Origin of the sequence: Pseudomonas sp. S36 (assembly GCF_016647875.1) — a bacterium.
GTDB lineage: Bacteria > Pseudomonadota > Gammaproteobacteria > Pseudomonadales > Pseudomonadaceae > Aquipseudomonas > Aquipseudomonas parafulva.
Genome location: NZ_JACVVG010000017.1, coordinates 75815 through 91183, shown reverse-complemented (window position 1 = coordinate 91183; position 15369 = coordinate 75815). Strand labels below are relative to the sequence as shown.

The 15369-nt window shown below is 63.3% G+C and carries 16 protein-coding genes; 10 read left to right on the top strand and 6 right to left on the bottom strand.

The window, feature by feature from the left end:
- Positions 1 to 95: 95 nt before the first annotated feature.
- Entirely contained in the window at positions 96 to 1685 is a 1590-nt protein-coding gene (locus tag IAE36_RS12265; RefSeq protein WP_201212641.1) for an ABC transporter substrate-binding protein, read from the bottom strand.
- A gap of 362 nt (positions 1686 to 2047) precedes the next feature.
- Here IAE36_RS12265 and rpmB point away from each other — a divergent pair, with 362 nt between their 5' ends.
- Positions 2048 to 2284, top strand: coding sequence for a 50S ribosomal protein L28 (gene rpmB, locus IAE36_RS12260; RefSeq protein ID WP_028632900.1), 237 nt, complete (start codon positions 2048 to 2050; stop codon positions 2282 to 2284).
- A 10-nt stretch (positions 2285 to 2294) separates the two neighbouring features.
- A complete protein-coding gene (gene rpmG, locus IAE36_RS12255; RefSeq protein WP_003253507.1) occupies positions 2295 to 2450 on the top strand; it encodes a 50S ribosomal protein L33 in 156 nt (51 codons plus the stop codon).
- Between the two features lie 78 nt (positions 2451 to 2528).
- Here rpmG and IAE36_RS12250 read toward each other — a convergent pair whose 3' ends face one another.
- Positions 2529 to 2888: a cupin domain-containing protein gene (locus IAE36_RS12250; RefSeq protein ID WP_028632901.1), complete on the bottom strand. Its 360-nt coding sequence runs from the start codon at positions 2886 to 2888 to the stop codon at positions 2529 to 2531.
- Between the two features lie 195 nt (positions 2889 to 3083).
- Here IAE36_RS12250 and IAE36_RS12245 point away from each other — a divergent pair, with 195 nt between their 5' ends.
- Together IAE36_RS12245 and IAE36_RS12240 are read left to right on the top strand one after the other, a co-directional pair.
- Positions 3084 to 4577, top strand: a complete 1494-nt coding sequence (locus IAE36_RS12245) for an aldehyde dehydrogenase (protein ID WP_060480902.1) — start codon at positions 3084 to 3086, stop codon at positions 4575 to 4577.
- Positions 4578 to 4592: 15 nt separating this feature from the next.
- Positions 4593 to 5732, top strand: coding sequence for an MFS transporter (locus IAE36_RS12240; protein ID WP_201212639.1), 1140 nt, complete (start codon positions 4593 to 4595; stop codon positions 5730 to 5732).
- Between the two features lie 12 nt (positions 5733 to 5744).
- On the opposite strand, the gene IAE36_RS12235 is transcribed toward IAE36_RS12240, so the two are convergent.
- Both IAE36_RS12235 and IAE36_RS12230 read right to left on the bottom strand, forming a co-directional pair.
- Positions 5745 to 7271, bottom strand: a complete 1527-nt coding sequence (locus IAE36_RS12235) for a phospholipase D family protein (RefSeq protein ID WP_442967452.1) — start codon at positions 7269 to 7271, stop codon at positions 5745 to 5747.
- An 81-nt stretch (positions 7272 to 7352) separates the two neighbouring features.
- Positions 7353 to 8783: an aminotransferase-like domain-containing protein gene (locus IAE36_RS12230; RefSeq protein ID WP_161629583.1), complete on the bottom strand. Its 1431-nt coding sequence runs from the start codon at positions 8781 to 8783 to the stop codon at positions 7353 to 7355.
- A gap of 178 nt (positions 8784 to 8961) precedes the next feature.
- Between IAE36_RS12230 and IAE36_RS12225 the strand changes: the two genes are divergently transcribed.
- On the top strand, positions 8962 to 9192 hold the full coding sequence (locus tag IAE36_RS12225) for a DUF1127 domain-containing protein (protein WP_201212643.1): 231 nt from the start codon (positions 8962 to 8964) through the stop codon (positions 9190 to 9192).
- 17 nt (positions 9193 to 9209) lie between these two features.
- On the opposite strand, the gene IAE36_RS12220 is transcribed toward IAE36_RS12225, so the two are convergent.
- Positions 9210 to 10502: an NAD(P)/FAD-dependent oxidoreductase gene (locus tag IAE36_RS12220; RefSeq protein ID WP_201212635.1), complete on the bottom strand. Its 1293-nt coding sequence runs from the start codon at positions 10500 to 10502 to the stop codon at positions 9210 to 9212.
- A 177-nt stretch (positions 10503 to 10679) separates the two neighbouring features.
- On the opposite strand from IAE36_RS12220, the gene IAE36_RS12215 reads away from it, so the two are divergent.
- Positions 10680 to 11033 (top strand): YkgJ family cysteine cluster protein, encoded by a 354-nt coding sequence (locus IAE36_RS12215; protein WP_028632908.1) that lies wholly within the window; start codon positions 10680 to 10682, stop codon positions 11031 to 11033.
- A gap of 1 nt (position 11034) precedes the next feature.
- Here the strand turns inward: IAE36_RS12215 and dadR are convergent, their stop codons facing one another.
- Entirely contained in the window at positions 11035 to 11523 is a 489-nt protein-coding gene (dadR, locus tag IAE36_RS12210) for a transcriptional regulator DadR (protein WP_003258963.1), read from the bottom strand.
- A 75-nt stretch (positions 11524 to 11598) separates the two neighbouring features.
- On the opposite strand from dadR, the gene dadA reads away from it, so the two are divergent.
- The 4 genes from dadA to IAE36_RS12190 all read left to right on the top strand — a co-directional run bounded on the left by dadA (position 11599) and on the right by IAE36_RS12190 (position 15343).
- Positions 11599 to 12984, top strand: coding sequence for a D-amino acid dehydrogenase (gene dadA / locus IAE36_RS12205; RefSeq protein ID WP_154660054.1), 1386 nt, complete (start codon positions 11599 to 11601; stop codon positions 12982 to 12984).
- Between the two features lie 72 nt (positions 12985 to 13056).
- Positions 13057 to 14130, top strand: a complete 1074-nt coding sequence (gene alr / locus IAE36_RS12200; RefSeq protein WP_201212633.1) for an alanine racemase — start codon at positions 13057 to 13059, stop codon at positions 14128 to 14130.
- Between the two features lie 105 nt (positions 14131 to 14235).
- Positions 14236 to 14784 (top strand): cupin domain-containing protein, encoded by a 549-nt coding sequence (locus IAE36_RS12195; RefSeq protein ID WP_028632911.1) that lies wholly within the window; start codon positions 14236 to 14238, stop codon positions 14782 to 14784.
- 136 nt (positions 14785 to 14920) lie between these two features.
- On the top strand, positions 14921 to 15343 hold the full coding sequence (locus IAE36_RS12190; protein WP_028632912.1) for a c-type cytochrome: 423 nt from the start codon (positions 14921 to 14923) through the stop codon (positions 15341 to 15343).
- The last annotated feature ends 26 nt before the right edge of the window (positions 15344 to 15369 follow it).

Sequence of the window (15369 nt, the reverse complement as noted above, 5' to 3'; positions counted from 1 at the left end):
AGGAGCGAGCGCAGCTCGCGATGCGCCGCGCGGGCGGCGCTCGATCTCACAAGCGCTGCACCCGCCACGGCGAACACCTCGCAGGCCCAACCTGATTACTTGCCCACCGAAACCTTGCTGAAATCCAGCCGCCCGAACGGGCTCACCTGGTACCCCTCCACGTCCTTGCGCAACAACGCAGCCGCGGTAGGGTGCGCCAGGGGTACCCACAGCGCCTGCTGCTGAATCAGCGTTTGTGCCTGCTGGTACAGCCTGCTGCGCACGCTCTGGTCATTGGTAGTGCGGCCAGCGCTGATCAGCTGGTCCAGGCGGTTGTCGCAGAAACGCGCGAAGTTGGTACCCGACTGCACCGCCGCACAGGAAAACTGCGGGGTCAGGAAGTTATCCGGGTCGCCGTTGTCACCTGCCCAGCCCATGAACAGCAGGTCATGTTCGCCAGCCTTGGCGCGGCGGATCAGCTCACCCCACTCGATCACACGAATCTCTGCCTTGATACCGATCTTGGCCAGGTCCGCCTGCAGCATCTGTGCACCCAGGCTGGGGTTAGGGTTCAGCAAGCTGCCCGACGGCCGGGTCCAGATCGTGGTGCTGAAGCCATCGGCCATACCTGCTTTGGCCAGCAGGGCCTTGGCCTTGTTCAAATCCAGCGGGTAACCCGGCAGGTCCTTGGCGTAGCTCCAGGTGTTGGGCGGGTAGGGCCCGTTGGCGGCCACCGCCGAACCCTCGAACACCGCCTTGAGGTAGGCCTGCTTGTCGAACGCCAGGTTGATGGCCTGCCGCACCTCTGGCTTGTCCAGCGGCGGGTGCTGGCTGTTGATGGCGACGAAGGCCGTCATGAATGCCGGGGTGCTGGCCACCTTCAGGTCAGCGTTGCTGCCCGCCTCGGCAATGTCCAGCGGCTTGGGCGAAAGGGCAACCTGGCATTCGCCACGCTTGAGCTTCTGCAACCGCACATTGGCGTCTGTGGTGATGGCGAAGATCAACGGGTCCACCGCTGGCTTGCCGGCGAAGTAGTCCGGGTTGGCGCGGTAGCGCACCACCGCATCCTTCTGGAAGCGCTGGAACACGAATGGCCCGGTACCGATCGGCTGGCTGTTGAGCTTGTCTGGCGTACCGGCCTTCATCAGCTTGTCGGCGTACTCGGCGGAGTAGACCGAGGCGAAGCCCATGCTCAAGGTGGCCAGGAACGTGGCGTCCGGGTGGCTGAGGGTGAAGCGCACGGTATTCGGCGTAGGGGCGTCGATCGCCTTGATCAGGCTGCCCAGCTGCAGTGATTGGGCGTGCGGATAGCCGCCAGGTGCCGTTTTGTGCCACGCGTGGGCCGGGTAGAGCATGCGCTGGAAGCTGAACAGCACGTCATCGGCATTCAGCTCGCGGGTAGGCTTGAAGTAAGGCGTGCTGTGAAACTTCACGCCATCGCGCAAGGTGAAGTCGTACACCAGGCCATCGGCAGATACTTTCCAGCTGGCCGCAAGGCTCGGCACCACCTTGCCTTGGGCGGCATCGAAGTCTACCAGGCGGTTCATCAGCACGTCGGCGGTAGCATTGGTGGTGGTGAGCGAGTTGTACTGCACCACGTCGAAGCCTTCGGGGCTGGCCTCGGTGCAAACGCTGAGGGGCGCGGCCTGGGCGAGGCCTGCGGCGCACAGGCAGGTAAACAATAACGAATAGGCGGTGGCACGCATGGTGGCTCCTTGGCTGTCAGATGGCCCATCTGCCAGTGCAGTCTGGAAAAGGCCTACCCTAGTGCCCCTGCCTGGAAATGACCACACCCTTTTTTGTGCAACTGGCGACGAGCGGTCAACCGCCAGCCAGGCCTGCCGGTATGCTGGCCCGCGGCATTCAGCCTGTTGCCGGCGTGCATCAGATGTTGTTGCAAGCGAGTCTTTCTGGTATAAAGCAGCGCTCTTTTCTAGGGGCTCGGCCTGTCGCATCAGCGAATCCGGTCGATAAGACCTCCAGAATCACGGCGCCCTGGCGCCAAAGACTGAGAGATTAAGCGGCCAACCCATGCCGGGTTGGGCATGTGGTTTTAGAGGGCTGAGTCATGTCGAGAGTCTGTCAAGTTACTGGTAAGGGTCCAGTAACCGGGAACAACATTTCCCACGCAAACAACAAAACCCGTCGTCGTTTCCTGCCGAACCTGCAACACCACCGTTTCTGGGTTGAGTCCGAGAAGCGTTTCGTGCGTCTGCGCGTATCTGCCAAGGGCATGCGTGTCATCGACAAGCGTGGTATCGAAGTAGTGCTGTCCGAGCTGCGTGCTCGCGGCGAAAAGTTCTAAGGAGAACGTCATGCGTGAATTGATCCGTCTGGTTTCGAGTGCTGGCACTGGCCACTTCTACACCACCGACAAGAACAAGCGCACCACCCCGGACAAAATCGAGATCAAGAAATACGATCCCGTTGTCCGCAAGCACGTGGTGTACAAGGAAGCCAAGATCAAGTAATTGATCGGCGACCTGAAAAAAACCCGCATCCGAAAGGACGCGGGTTTTTTTATACCTGTCAGGCGTTGAAGCCACAGGTTACTTCTGCTCGAACAGTGCGTAGATCTTACGGCACGGCTCAAGTACTTCCCATGTGCCCTTGAACCCGGCCGGAATGACGAAACGGTCACCGGCGCGCAGGGTCTTGGCCCCGCCTTCCTGATCGCGCAGCACCGAAACACCCTGCACGATCTCGCAATACTCATGCTCGGTGTAATTCACCACCCATTGCCCCACCTCGCCTTCCCAGACGCCGGCAGCAAACTGCCCGCAAGGGCTGGAGTAATGGTTGTATACCGCCTGGTCAGGCGCGCCTTTAATGATCTTTTCTGCGGCAGGTCGGTAGCGCTCTGCCTCGGTTATGGCCTGGGCGAAGTCGATGATACGGTCGATGCTCATGAGTCGGCTCCTGTGATTGTTCAATAAAATTAACATGAGTAGGCTTTTGAGCCTTGGGTGTCAAATATATTGATAGTTTGAAGGGGCTGGTTTAGGGTATCGCATGCCAGTGTGCGCGTGTCGCCCGGCCCTATTCCGACAATGCCCGTGAGCCCTCAGAGCGGCATTGCATTTAAACAAGAGGAGGAGTTTCGTATGTCCACCCTGACTCGTGCAGATTGGGAACAGCGTGCCCAGCAACTGAAGATCGAAGGCCGCGCCTTCATCAACGGCGAATACACCGATGCCGCATCCGGTGACACCTTCGAATGCCTGAGCCCGGTTGACGGACGCTTCCTGGCCAAGGTTGCCAGTTGCGACCTGGCCGATGCCAACCGCGCCGTTGAAAATGCCCGCGCCACCTTCAATGCCGGTGTCTGGTCGCAGCTGGCCCCGGCCAAGCGCAAAGCCAAGCTGGTCCGCTTTGCCGACCTGCTGCGCAAGAACGTCGAAGAGCTGGCACTGCTTGAAACCCTGGACATGGGCAAGCCGATCGGCGACTCCTCCACCATCGACATCCCTGGTGCAGCCAATGCCATTCACTGGACAGCCGAAGCCATCGACAAGGTGTACGACGAGGTTGCCCCCACCCCCCACGATCAGCTTGGCCTGGTTACCCGCGAGCCGGTAGGGGTGGTAGGCGCCATCGTCCCCTGGAACTTCCCGCTGATGATGGCCTGCTGGAAACTGGGCCCAGCCCTGGCCACCGGTAACTCAGTGGTGCTCAAGCCGTCCGAAAAATCACCGCTCACGGCCATTCGTATTGCGCAGCTGGCCATCGAGGCCGGCATTCCGGCCGGTGTACTGAACGTGCTGCCGGGTTACGGCCACACCGTCGGCAAGGCCCTGGCCCTGCATATGGACGTCGATACCCTGGTATTCACAGGCTCCACCAAGATTGCCAAGCAGTTGATGGTGTACGCGGGCGAGTCGAACATGAAGCGCGTCTGGCTGGAAGCCGGTGGCAAAAGCCCGAACATCGTGTTCGCCGACGCGCCAGACCTGCAGGCTGCCGCGCAGGCCGCTGCCAGTGCCATCGCCTTCAACCAGGGTGAGGTGTGCACCGCAGGCTCGCGCCTGCTGGTCGAACGGTCCATCAAGGACAGGTTCCTGCCCATGGTGGTGGAGGCCCTGAAGGGCTGGAAGCCAGGCAACCCGCTGGACCCACAGACCACTGTGGGTGCCCTGGTCGATACCCAGCAGATGAACACCGTGCTGTCGTATATCGAGGCAGGCCACAAGGACGGCGCCAAGCTGCTGACAGGCGGCAAGCGCACCCTGGAAGAAACCGGCGGCACCTATGTAGAGCCGACCATCTTCGATGGCGTTACCAACGCCATGAAGATCGCCCAGGAAGAAATCTTCGGCCCGGTGCTTTCGGTGATCAGCTTCGATACCGCCGAGGAAGCGGTGGCCATTGCCAACGACACCCCGTATGGCCTGGCCGCCGGCATCTGGACTTCGGACATTTCCAAGGCGCACAAAACTGCCCGCGCCGTGCGCGCCGGCAGTGTCTGGGTCAACCAGTACGACGGCGGCGACATGACTGCCCCGTTTGGTGGCTTCAAGCAGTCAGGCAACGGCCGTGACAAGTCCCTGCATGCACTGGAGAAATACACCGAGCTGAAAGCGACCTGGATCAAGCTGTAAGCCCGGGGGGCTGCGATGCGCTGGGGTACCTACTTCGCCGTACTGGCGTCGGTGCTGAGCGTCGGGCTTGCGCTCGGCGTCAGCATGCCGTTGGTGTCCCTGCGCCTCGAAGCCTGGGGCTACGGCAGCTTCGCTATCGGGGTGATGGCGGCCATGCCCGCGCTGGGTGTGCTGGCAGGCGCCAGCCTTGCCAGCCGCCTGGCGGGCTGGGTGGGCGTGCCTTCTGCCATGCGCCTGTGCCTGTGGGCTGGTGCGCTGTCGATCGGCCTGCTGGCACTGCTGCCCAGCTACCCGTTGTGGTTGCTGCTGCGCCTGCTGATCGGCATGGCCCTGACCGTGGTATTCATCCTTGGCGAAAGCTGGATCAACCAGCTGGTGGTCGAGCAATGGCGGGGCAGGCTGGTGGCGCTGTATGGCAGCAGCTATGCGCTGAGCCAGTTGGCCGGCCCGCTGGTGCTGGGCGTGCTCGGCTCGGACGATGACTTCGGGTTCTGGGCGGCGACCGGGCTGTTGCTGCTGGCGCCGCTGCTTCTGCTGGGGCGCGGCGGAGCACCCTCCACCGAAGCCTGCAGTGTCACGTTCGGCGACCTGTACGCGTTCTGTAAGCGCTTGCCGGTAATCGCCTGGGCTATTGCCCTGTTCGCTTCGTTCGAAGCGATGATTCTCACGCTGCTGCCGGTTTATTGCCTGCAGCAGGGTTTCAGCACGGAAATCGCCCTGTTCATGGTCAGTACCGTGGTGGTAGGCGATGCAGTGCTGCAGTTGCCCATTGGCGTGCTGGCTGACCATATGTCACGGCAAACCCTCTTCACCGGGTGCGCCACGACCTTGCTGGTGTCCAGCCTGGCGATTCCGCTGTTGCTGCACACGCCTGCCATCTGGCCGTTGTGGGTGCTGTTCGGGGCCAGTGCCGGGGGCCTGTTTACCTTGTCACTGGTGCTGATCGGTGAGCGCTACCGGGACGACGCCCTGGTACGCGCCAATGCCCACGTGGCGCAGTTGTGGGGTATCGGTTGCCTGCTCGGGCCGTTGCTGGCGGGGGCGGGCAGCCAATGGATCAGTGGCCACGCGCTGCCGTTGCTGATGGCGGCAGGCGCCGCCGGGTTGGTGGTGCTCACCCGACGCCGTGGGGCTTTCGAGCCGGTGCCGGGCTAAACGGGCTTTTCCCTACAGCATCTTCTCCAGGCCAACCGCCTTGCTGATCCAGGCATTGAAGCGCCGCCACAGGCCGCCGGGTTCTGACGTCAGCACGCGGCGCTGGCCGTTTTCCTCCGTCACCCATATCAGCTTGCCGCCCACCAGCTCCGGCTGGTAACTCAGGGACGGGGCCATACCCTGTACGGCCAGCGCCCGGGTGTACTCCGCCAGTTCCGGGCTGTCGACCAGCACGCCGACTTCGGTATTCCACAGTACCGAGCGTGGGTCGAAGTTGAACGAGCCGATGAACGTCTTGTGCCGGTCGAACACGATGGCCTTGCTGTGCAGGCTGGAATCGGAGCCGCCATGGAAGTTCAGCTTGCCGGCGCTTGGGTCGCCCGGTTGGCGGCGCAGCTCGTACAGCTTCACCCCGTGCTCCAGCAAGGCTTTGCGGTAGGGCGCGTAGCCACCGTGCACGGCCGGTACGTCGGTGGCCTCAAGTGAGTTGGTCAGCAGTTTCACCGAAATGCCTGCGTCGGCACTGTGGGTGAGGTACAGCAGCCCAGGTTCGCCAGGGACGAAGTAGGCCGACACCAGAATCAGCTCGTGGCGCACGTTACGCAGGTCCGGCCCCAGCTGGCGGGTGAGCAACAGTTGCGGGTCGGGCTCATCGTCGGCCAGTACCTTGCTCGGTGCGTCCCACAGCGCCTGGGCATGGGCCCAGATCAGCTCGTTACGCCAGGTGTCCAGGCGTGGTTGGGACTGGTAAGCCATCAGGCGGTCGTACAGTTGCTTGCGCTGGGTTCGTGCTTCGGCCAGGGACACTTCCAGGCGGTGACGGCTGCTGTGCAGGTCGTTTTCGTTGGGCTGGTGCCACAGAAAGTCGGTAATCGGCCGGCTCAGTGCGCTGTTCCAGTACTGGTCGAAGCTATGCCCCAGCTGCTCGGCAATGGGCCCGACGCTCAGCAGGTCGATGTCGGTGAAGTTCAGGTTGGGCTCGGCGTCGAAGTACTCGTCACCCAGGTTGCGGCCGCCAACAATGGCCATGCTGTTATCCACCAGGAACAGCTTGTTGTGCATGCGACGGTGCTGGCGCGACAGGTTGAACAGACGCCCCATTGCCCGCGTTACCCCTGTACTGCGGCCCAGGTGCAAAGGGTTGAACACGCGGATCTGGATGTTGGGGTGGGCGGCGAGCGTGCCCATGATGGCGTCGAGGCCATCGCTGGTGGTGTCGTCCAGCAGGATGCGCACGCGCACACCCCTGTCGGCTGCGCGCAACAGTTCGTGGACCAGGGCGCGGGTACTGAGGCCGTCATGGACGATGTAGTACTGCAGGTCGATGCTGGCCTGAGCATTGCGGATCAGCTCGGCCCGCGCGCGGAATGCCTCGTTGCTGTTGGGCAGCAGGCGAAAGCCCGAGCGCCCCTCATAGGGTGCAGCCTGGCGCAGCACCGAGCGCCCGAAGGCTGAGTCGTTGGCCGGTAGCGCCTGGCTGGTCTCGCGGGGCGTGCTGACGCTGGTGCAGCCGGCAAGGCCAAGCAGCAGCACCAGCATCAGGGCTCGCTGGGTTTTCAAGGGAGGGTCGTCCTGTACGAGGAAAGGCTTGCGGGTTTGACCGTGCCGGGCTGTGCAAAGTTACGTGGCTGCGTATTCTTCATCCAACAGGCGCAGGGCGGTTTCCCCCACCTTGCGCACGGCGGCTTCGATCTGCGGCGTGGGGCGGGCGGCGAAGTTCATGCGCAAACAGTGCCGGTACTTGCCCGAGGCCGAAAAGATGCTGCCCACGGCCACCTGTACGTCCTGCTCGAGCAGCGCCCGGTTCAGCCGTAGCGTGTCGAAGTGTTCAGGCAGCTCCACCCACAGCATGAAGCCGCCTTGGGGGCGGCTTACCCGGGTACCCGGCGGAAAGTACCGGGTTACCCAGTCGCTCATCAGTTCGCGGCTGCGCTGGTACTGGCTGCGCATGCGCCGAACATGGGGCTGGTAGTGCCCCGCAGCGATGAAGTCGGCGATGGCCAGCTGCGGCTGGCTGGCGGTGCTGCCCGTGCTGATGTACTTCATGTGCAGCACCCGCTCCAGGTAACGCCCCGGGGCAACCCAGCCCACCCGCAGGCCTGGGGCCAGGGTCTTGGAGAACGAGCTGCACAGCAACACGCGGCCATCGTCGTCGAACGACTTGACCGTACGCGGGCGCGGGTAGGTATAGGCCAGGTCGCCGTAAACGTCATCTTCCAGAATGGCCACGTCGTAGCGCTGGGCGAGGCTCAGCAAGGCTTTCTTGCGGGCCTCGGGCATGATGTAGCCGAGGGGGTTGTTGCAACTTGGGGTGATCTGGATAAGTTTGATCGGCCACTGCTCAAGGGCCAGTTCCAGCGCTTGCAGGCTGATACCGGTGACCGGGTCGGTGGGGATCTCCAGCGCCTTCATGCCCAGGCCCTTCAGGGTTTGCATGGCGCCATGGAAGCTGGGCGAGTCCACCGCAACGATGTCGCCCGGCTCACACACCGCCCGGATGCTGCAGGACAGCGCCTCGTGGCAACCCGTGGTGATCACGAGGTCGGCGGGCGCCAGCCTGCAGCCCGAATCCAGCGCCAGGCGTGCCACCTGTTCGCGCAGGGCCAGGTTACCGTGGATGTTGTCGTAATACAGGCCTGGCATGTCCTGGCGCCGGCTCAACTGGGCCAGGCTGCGCAGCAGTGGCTTGAGCGTCGGGGCTTCGATATCGGGCATGCCGCGGCCCAGCTGTATGACGTTCTGGCGCGGGGTGCTGCGCACCAGCTCAAGCACTTGTTCCCACTGGGAGATTTCCACCGGGCGCTGCGCCGGGCGGCTGACGGCCGGTAATGCTGGCAGTTGGCGATGGTCGTTGACGAAATAGCCGGACTTGGGCCTCGGCGAGACCATGCCACCGTCCTCCAGCATGCGGTACGCCTGCTGCACGGTACTCAGGCTGACCCCATGTTCGGCACTCAAGGCCCTTACCGAGGGCAGCCGCTGTCCAGGCTGGTAAAGGCCTTGTTCGATGCGGGCACCGAGCAGCTCGGCGAGGTTCAGGTAAAGGGTCACGGCATACTCCTGCGCTGACTTGGCGTAGCAACCAGTACAGATGAGCGGAAAATACAGCATTCAGTCGGCTTGCGGCCAATTCTGTATGGGAATAATAAGGCTGCATTGGCTCTGTATTGCCATCGCCGCCAACCCCCATGCTTTGCCTATGGATTCGGCACACGTGGAGGGCGCAGTGATGGCTGGTATGAGTGATGTACGCTTGCAGCTTTTGGCAAAGGAATTGGAGGCGGGCCAGCAAGCCAGGGTATTCAATGCCCCGCAGGGGCTGGGCCGCTGGGGGCTGATGCTGCACCGCTGGCAGACCCGCAGAACGCTGTTGCAGCTGACCGACGACGAGCTACGCGACGTAGGGCTTAGCTGGGAGCAAGCCCGAACCGAAGGCCGCAAGCCCTTCTGGAAGGCGTGACGCTCCCCGCCCAACCTTCAAACCAGCTCCTTGAGCCGATGCCACAACATCCCCAATGCCAGCAATGGCGAGCGCAGGTGCTTGCCGCCAGGGAAGGTCATGTGCGGCACCTTGGCGAACAGGTCGAAGCGCCCGCTTTCCTGGCCGCTGATGGCCTCGCCCAACAGCCGCGCGGCAAGGTGGGTGGCATTGAGCCCATGGCCTGAATACGCCTGGGCGTAATACACGTTCGGCTGGCCCGCCAGGCGGCCCACTTGGGGCAGGCGATTGGCGCCGATGCCGATCATGCCACCCCACTGGTAGTCGATGCGCACATCGGCCAGTTGAGGGAACACCTTGAGCATCTTGGGGCGCATGTACGCAGCGATATCCCCAGGGTCGCGGCCGGAATAATGGCAGGCGCCGCCAAACAGCAGCCGCTGGTCGGCGCTCAGGCGGTAATAATCCAGTGCAACGCGCTGGTCGCACACCGCCATGTTCTGCGGCAACAAGGCGCGAGCACGTTCTTCACCCAACGGCTCGGTGGCGATGATGTAGCTGCCGGCCGGCAGCACCTTGCCAGCCAGTTCGCGGTCCAGCCCATTCAGGTAGGCGTTACAGCACAGCACCAGGGTCTTGGCACGCACCCGGCCTTGTGCGGTGTGCACCTGCACCTGGGGGCCATAGTCGATCCGCGTGACTTCGGATTGTTCGTATAGGCGCACGCCCAGGCGGCTGGCCACGGCCGCTTCGCCCAAGGCGAGGTTGAGTGGGTGCAAGTGCCCCGAGCCCATATCCACCAGCCCCCCGGCGTAGCAGTCGGCGCCTACCACGCTGTGGATATCGTCCTTGCCCACCAAGCGTAGCGCGTGGGCATAGCCCAGGCTGCGCAGATGCTCGGCTTCCTCGGCAAGACCCTGCAGTTGCGAAGGTTTGTTCGCCAGGTCGCAGTAGCCCCACCTCAGGTCACAGGCAATGCCGTGCTGCTCCACGCGATCGCGCACGATCTGCACCGCCTCCAGCCCCATCAGTTGCAGGCTGCGCACACCCTGCTCGCCGAGCACCGGCAGAAACTGCTCCAGCCCGTGGCCAACCCCGCGTATCAGCTGCCCGCCGTTGCGCCCACTGGCGCCCCAGCCCAGCTTGCGGGCCTCCAGCAGGATGACCGAAAAGCCGCGTTCGGCCAGTTCGATGGCGGTGTTAAGGCCCGAGTAGCCTCCGCCCACAACGCATACATCGGCGCTGTGTTCGCCCTGCAGGAACGCGTGATCCGGGTGTGGCAAGCGGCTGGCGGCGTAGTAGGAGGCGGCGTGCTGCGCGCTGTGGATCATCGGGCTGGCCCTGAAGCTGGAGAGAGCGGCGAGGATAAGCTGTGCCGCGCAGGCGCAGCAACCAGCCAGGCCATGCCCGGTTTCGCGGTTAAGACCGCGAGGGCGGGCTATTCGGTGGGGCGGGTTTACCCGCGAATGGGCCTATAATCCACCCACTTCGTCAGCCTGTACTTCGCCATGCCCTGCAACCGCCACAAAATCCACTTCCTGCGCGAACTCATCCCCTCGTTCGAATGCGAACCTGGTTGCCACGATTGCTGCGGCCCGGTCACCACCTCCGCCCAGGAGATGGCCCGCCTGCCGCGCAAAACCCAGGCCGAACAGGACGCCGCACTGGAGCGGCTGGACTGCGTGCACCTGGGGCCTCAAGGTTGCACGGTGTACCAGGAGCGCCCGATGATCTGCCGCCTGTTCGGCACCACCCCGCGCCTGGCCTGCCCGCGTGGCCGGGGCCCGGAACCGATGATCGACCCCGCCGCCGAACAGCTGGTTCACCAGTTCATTGCCACTACCCGGCAGGTGCTGGTGTAGGTCAGTCCGGGATCGGCAGGCAGAGGCTTTCCTTCACTTCTTCCATCACGATGTAGCTCTTGGACTCCCGCACGTGCGGCAGCTTCAGCAGGATATCGCCCAGCAGTTTGCGGTACGACGCCATCTCCGAAATGCGCGCCTTGACCAGGTAGTCGAAGTCGCCGGACACCAGGTGGCACTCCAGTACATGGGGCAGTTTGAGCACGGCGCGGCGGAACTCTTCGAACGTGTCGCCCGACTTGTAGTCCAGGCTGATTTCCACGAACACCAGCAGGCTGCCTTTGAGGTGCTGAGGGTTCAGGCGCGCGTTGTAGCCCATGATGATGCCTTCGCGCTCCAGGCGTCGAACCCGCTCCGTGCACGGGGTGGTCGAGAGCCCGACCTTTTCGCCCAGCTCGGTAAAGGAAATCCGCCCGTCGTTTTGCAGGATGCGCAGAATGTTGCGGTCAATCTTGTCCAGTTCACGCTTGCTCTGGTGCTGGGTTCTCATAGGGGATGCCCCTCCGTCAAAGGCGATTCTGCCGAGAATTCTCGCCAATATTAGGCTTTTATATAGTGAAATGCACTGGTCGCGAATTCCTATACTGCGCTCATCAATGGCCACCCAATAACAACCTGCGGCGTGCCGCGTGTGAGGAACAAGACGATGCGAGTTCTGGTACTTGGTAGCGGCGTGATCGGAACCGCCAGTGCCTATTACCTGGCCCGGCAAGGGTTCGACGTAACGGTGGTCGACCGCCAGCCTGCGGTGGCCATGGAAACCAGTTTTGCCAACGCCGGCCAGATCTCGCCCGGCTATGCCTCGCCCTGGGCTGCCCCGGGGGTGCCACTGAAGGCCATCAAGTGGTTGCTGGAACGCCACGCCCCGCTGGCCATCAAGCTCACTGGCGATGTCGATCAGTACCTGTGGATGGCGCAGATGCTGCGCAACTGCACCGCCAACCGCTATGCGGTGAACAAAGAGCGCATGGTGCGCCTGTCCGAGTACAGCCGCGACTGCCTGGACGAGCTGCGCGCTGAAACCGGCATTGCCTACGAGAACCGCAGCCTCGGTACCACCCAGTTGTTCCGCACCCAGGCCCAGGTGGATGCTGCGGCCAAGGACATCGCGGTGCTTGAGCAGTCTGGTGTGCCCTACGAACTGCTCGACCGCGACGGCATTGCCCGTGTGGAACCTGCGCTGGCCGGCGTAAAGGATATTCTGGCAGGTGCCTTGCGCCTGCCCAACGACCAGACCGGCGACTGCCAGCTGTTCACCAACAAGCTGGCAGAGATGGCCGTGAAGCTGGGCGTGGAGTTTCGCTTCGGCCAGGACATCCAGCGCCTGGATGCCGCCGGCGATCGCATCAACGGTGTGGTGATCGATGGCAAGCTGGAAACGGCCGATCGCTACGTGCTGGCGCTAGGCAGTTATTCGCCGCAGTTGCTCAAGCCGCTGGGTATCAAGGCGCCGGTTTACCCGCTCAAGGGCTACTCGCTGACTGTGCCGATCACCAACGCTGAAATGGCGCCCACATCGACCATTCTGGATGAAACCTACAAAGTGGCGATCACCCGGTTCGATAACCGCATCCGCGTGGGCGGCATGGCCGAAATCGCCGGTTTTGACCTGTCGCTGAACCCGCGTCGGCGCGAAACGCTGGAGATGATCGTCAACGACCTTTATCCTCGCGGCGGTGATCTTGGCCAGGCCAGTTTCTGGACCGGCCTGCGCCCGGCTACGCCGGACGGTACCCCGATTGTGGGGGCGACGGCGTTCCGCAACCTGTTCCTGAACACCGGGCACGGTACGCTGGGCTGGACCATGGCGTGTGGCTCGGGGCGCCTGCTGGCGGACCTGATTGCACGCAAGCAGCCGCAGATCAGCGCCGAAGGGCTGGACATTTCGCGCTACGGCAGTGGCCGGGAAGTGGCCAGGCAGGGGCATGCTGCACCGGTTCACCAGCAGTAAGTGTGGCGGTGCCGGCCTCATCGCCGGCACACCCATACCGTTTTCAACCTGAATCACCAGAAGGCAGCCGCCATGCGCCCCGCCCGCGCCCTGATCGACCTCCAGGCCCTGCGCCACAATTACCGTCTGGCCCGTGAACTCACCGGTGCCAGAGCCCTTGCCGTGATCAAGGCCGACGCCTATGGCCATGGCGCCGTGCGCTGCGCCCTGGCACTGGAAGCCGAAGCCGATGGCTTCGCCGTGGCCTGTATCGAAGAGGCTCTGGAACTGCGCGCCGCGGGCATCAAGGCGCCTGTGCTGTTGCTGGAAGGTTTTTTCGAAGCCAGCGAGCTGGCCCTTATCGCCGAGCACGACCTGTGGTGTGCCGTGCATTCGCTGTGGCAGCTGGAGGCCATCGAGAACACCCCGGTGCACAAGCCCATCACCGTCTGGCTCAAGCTGGACAGCGGCATGCACCGCGTTGGCCTGCACGCCAAGGACTACCACGACGCCTACCAGCGGCTGCTGGCCACCGGCAAGGTCGCACGCATCGTGCTGATGACCCACTTCGCCCGGGCCGATGAGCTTGAAGCCGACGCCACTGCCCGCCAGATCGCCGTATTCGAGGCGGCCCGGGAGGGCCTGGCAGCCGAGTGCAGCCTGCGCAACTCGCCAGGTGTGCTGGGTTGGCCGCAGGCTCAGGGCGACTGGGTACGGCCCGGCCTGATGCTGTATGGCGCCACGCCGTTCGACGCCGCCCAGCCTCAGGCGCAGCGCCTGCAGCCGGTCATGACCCTGCAATCGCGGATCATCAGCGTGCGTGAACTGCCTGCAGGCGAGCCGGTGGGCTATGGCGCCAAGTTCGTCAGCACCCGGCCCACCCGGGTTGGCGTGGTCGCCATGGGCTACGCCGACGGTTACCCGCGGCAGGCACCCAACGGCACACCTGTGCTGGTGGCCGGCACGCGCGCGCAACTGATTGGCCGGGTGTCGATGGACATGCTCAGCGTGGACCTTACCGACGTGCCCCATGCCACCCTGGGCAGCCCGGTGGAGCTGTGGGGCAAGCAGGTGCTGGCCAGCGAAGTGGCTGACCATGCGGGCCTGATCCCGTATCAGGTGTTCTGCAACGTCAAACGCGTACCGCTGGAATACTGCGGCGAGTAGAGGGCCGTAATGAATGGCGTTGGGGCGGTGTGTTGTAAATACTGAACGGCGTTGCCATGATATCGTTCACATCCACCCCCCACACCGTTTCAGGAGGCTCCAGCTTTGGACGTCGGCGAACGACTGCAAGCCATCCGCAAGCTCAAGGGCCTGTCCCAGCGTGAACTCGCCAAGCGTGCCGGGGTGACCAACAGCACAATCTCGATGATCGAGAAGAACAGCGTCAGCCCTTCGATCAGCTCCCTGCGCAAGGTGCTCAGTGGCATACCCATGTCCATGGTCGAGTTCTTTTCCGTGGAACTTGAGCCTGAAAGCCCGGCACAGATCGTGTACAAGGCCCATGAGCTGATCGACATCTCCGATGGTGCCGTCACCATGAAGCTGGTTGGCAAGTCGCACCCCAACCGTGCCATCGCCTTTCTCACCGAGGTCTACCCGCCAGGTGCCGATACCGGCGCAGAAATGCTGACCCATGACGGCGAAGAAACCGGCATTCTGCTGGAAGGCCGCCTGGAACTGGTCGTTGGCACCGAGCTGTTCATCCTCGAAGCAGGCGACAGCTACTACTTCGAAAGCACCCGCCCGCACCGTTTTCGCAACCCCTACGACCAGCCAGCACGGCTGATAAGCGCGGCAACGCCTTCAAACTTTTGATCCAGCGCAGTGCATTGTTTCGCCAATACCCCTTTCCGGTGTAGGGTCGTTTCCCGCCCTTATGGTTACCGCTATACTTTTCAGCGCTCGAGGATCCGTGGCCGCGAGCATGATTAGCCACCATGAGGGTGTTCGCGTGAACCAAATCAAGAAGATGCTGGCGCTACCAGCCGCCTTACTCGCCCTCTGGGCAATGAGCGCAACCGCTGCAACCAACGACGATATTGCCAAGCGCCTGGCGCCGGTAGGCCAGGTGTGTGTTCAGGGCCAGGAATGCAAAGGCATGGAAGTGGCCGCCACAGCAGGCGGTGGGGCCGCCAAGACGCCGGATGACATCATCGCCAAGCACTGCAACGCCTGCCATGGCACTGGCCTGCTGGGCGCGCCGAAGGTGGGCGATACCGCAGCCTGGAAAGAGCGCGCCGACCACCAGGGTGGGCTGGATGGCATCCTGGCCAAGGCCATCACCGGCATCAATGCCATGCCGCCCAAAGGCACCTGCGCCGATTGCTCGGATGACGACCTGAAAGCCGCCATCAAGAAGATGTCCGGCCTGTAGGTCACCGCGTTATTGCACGAAGCCCG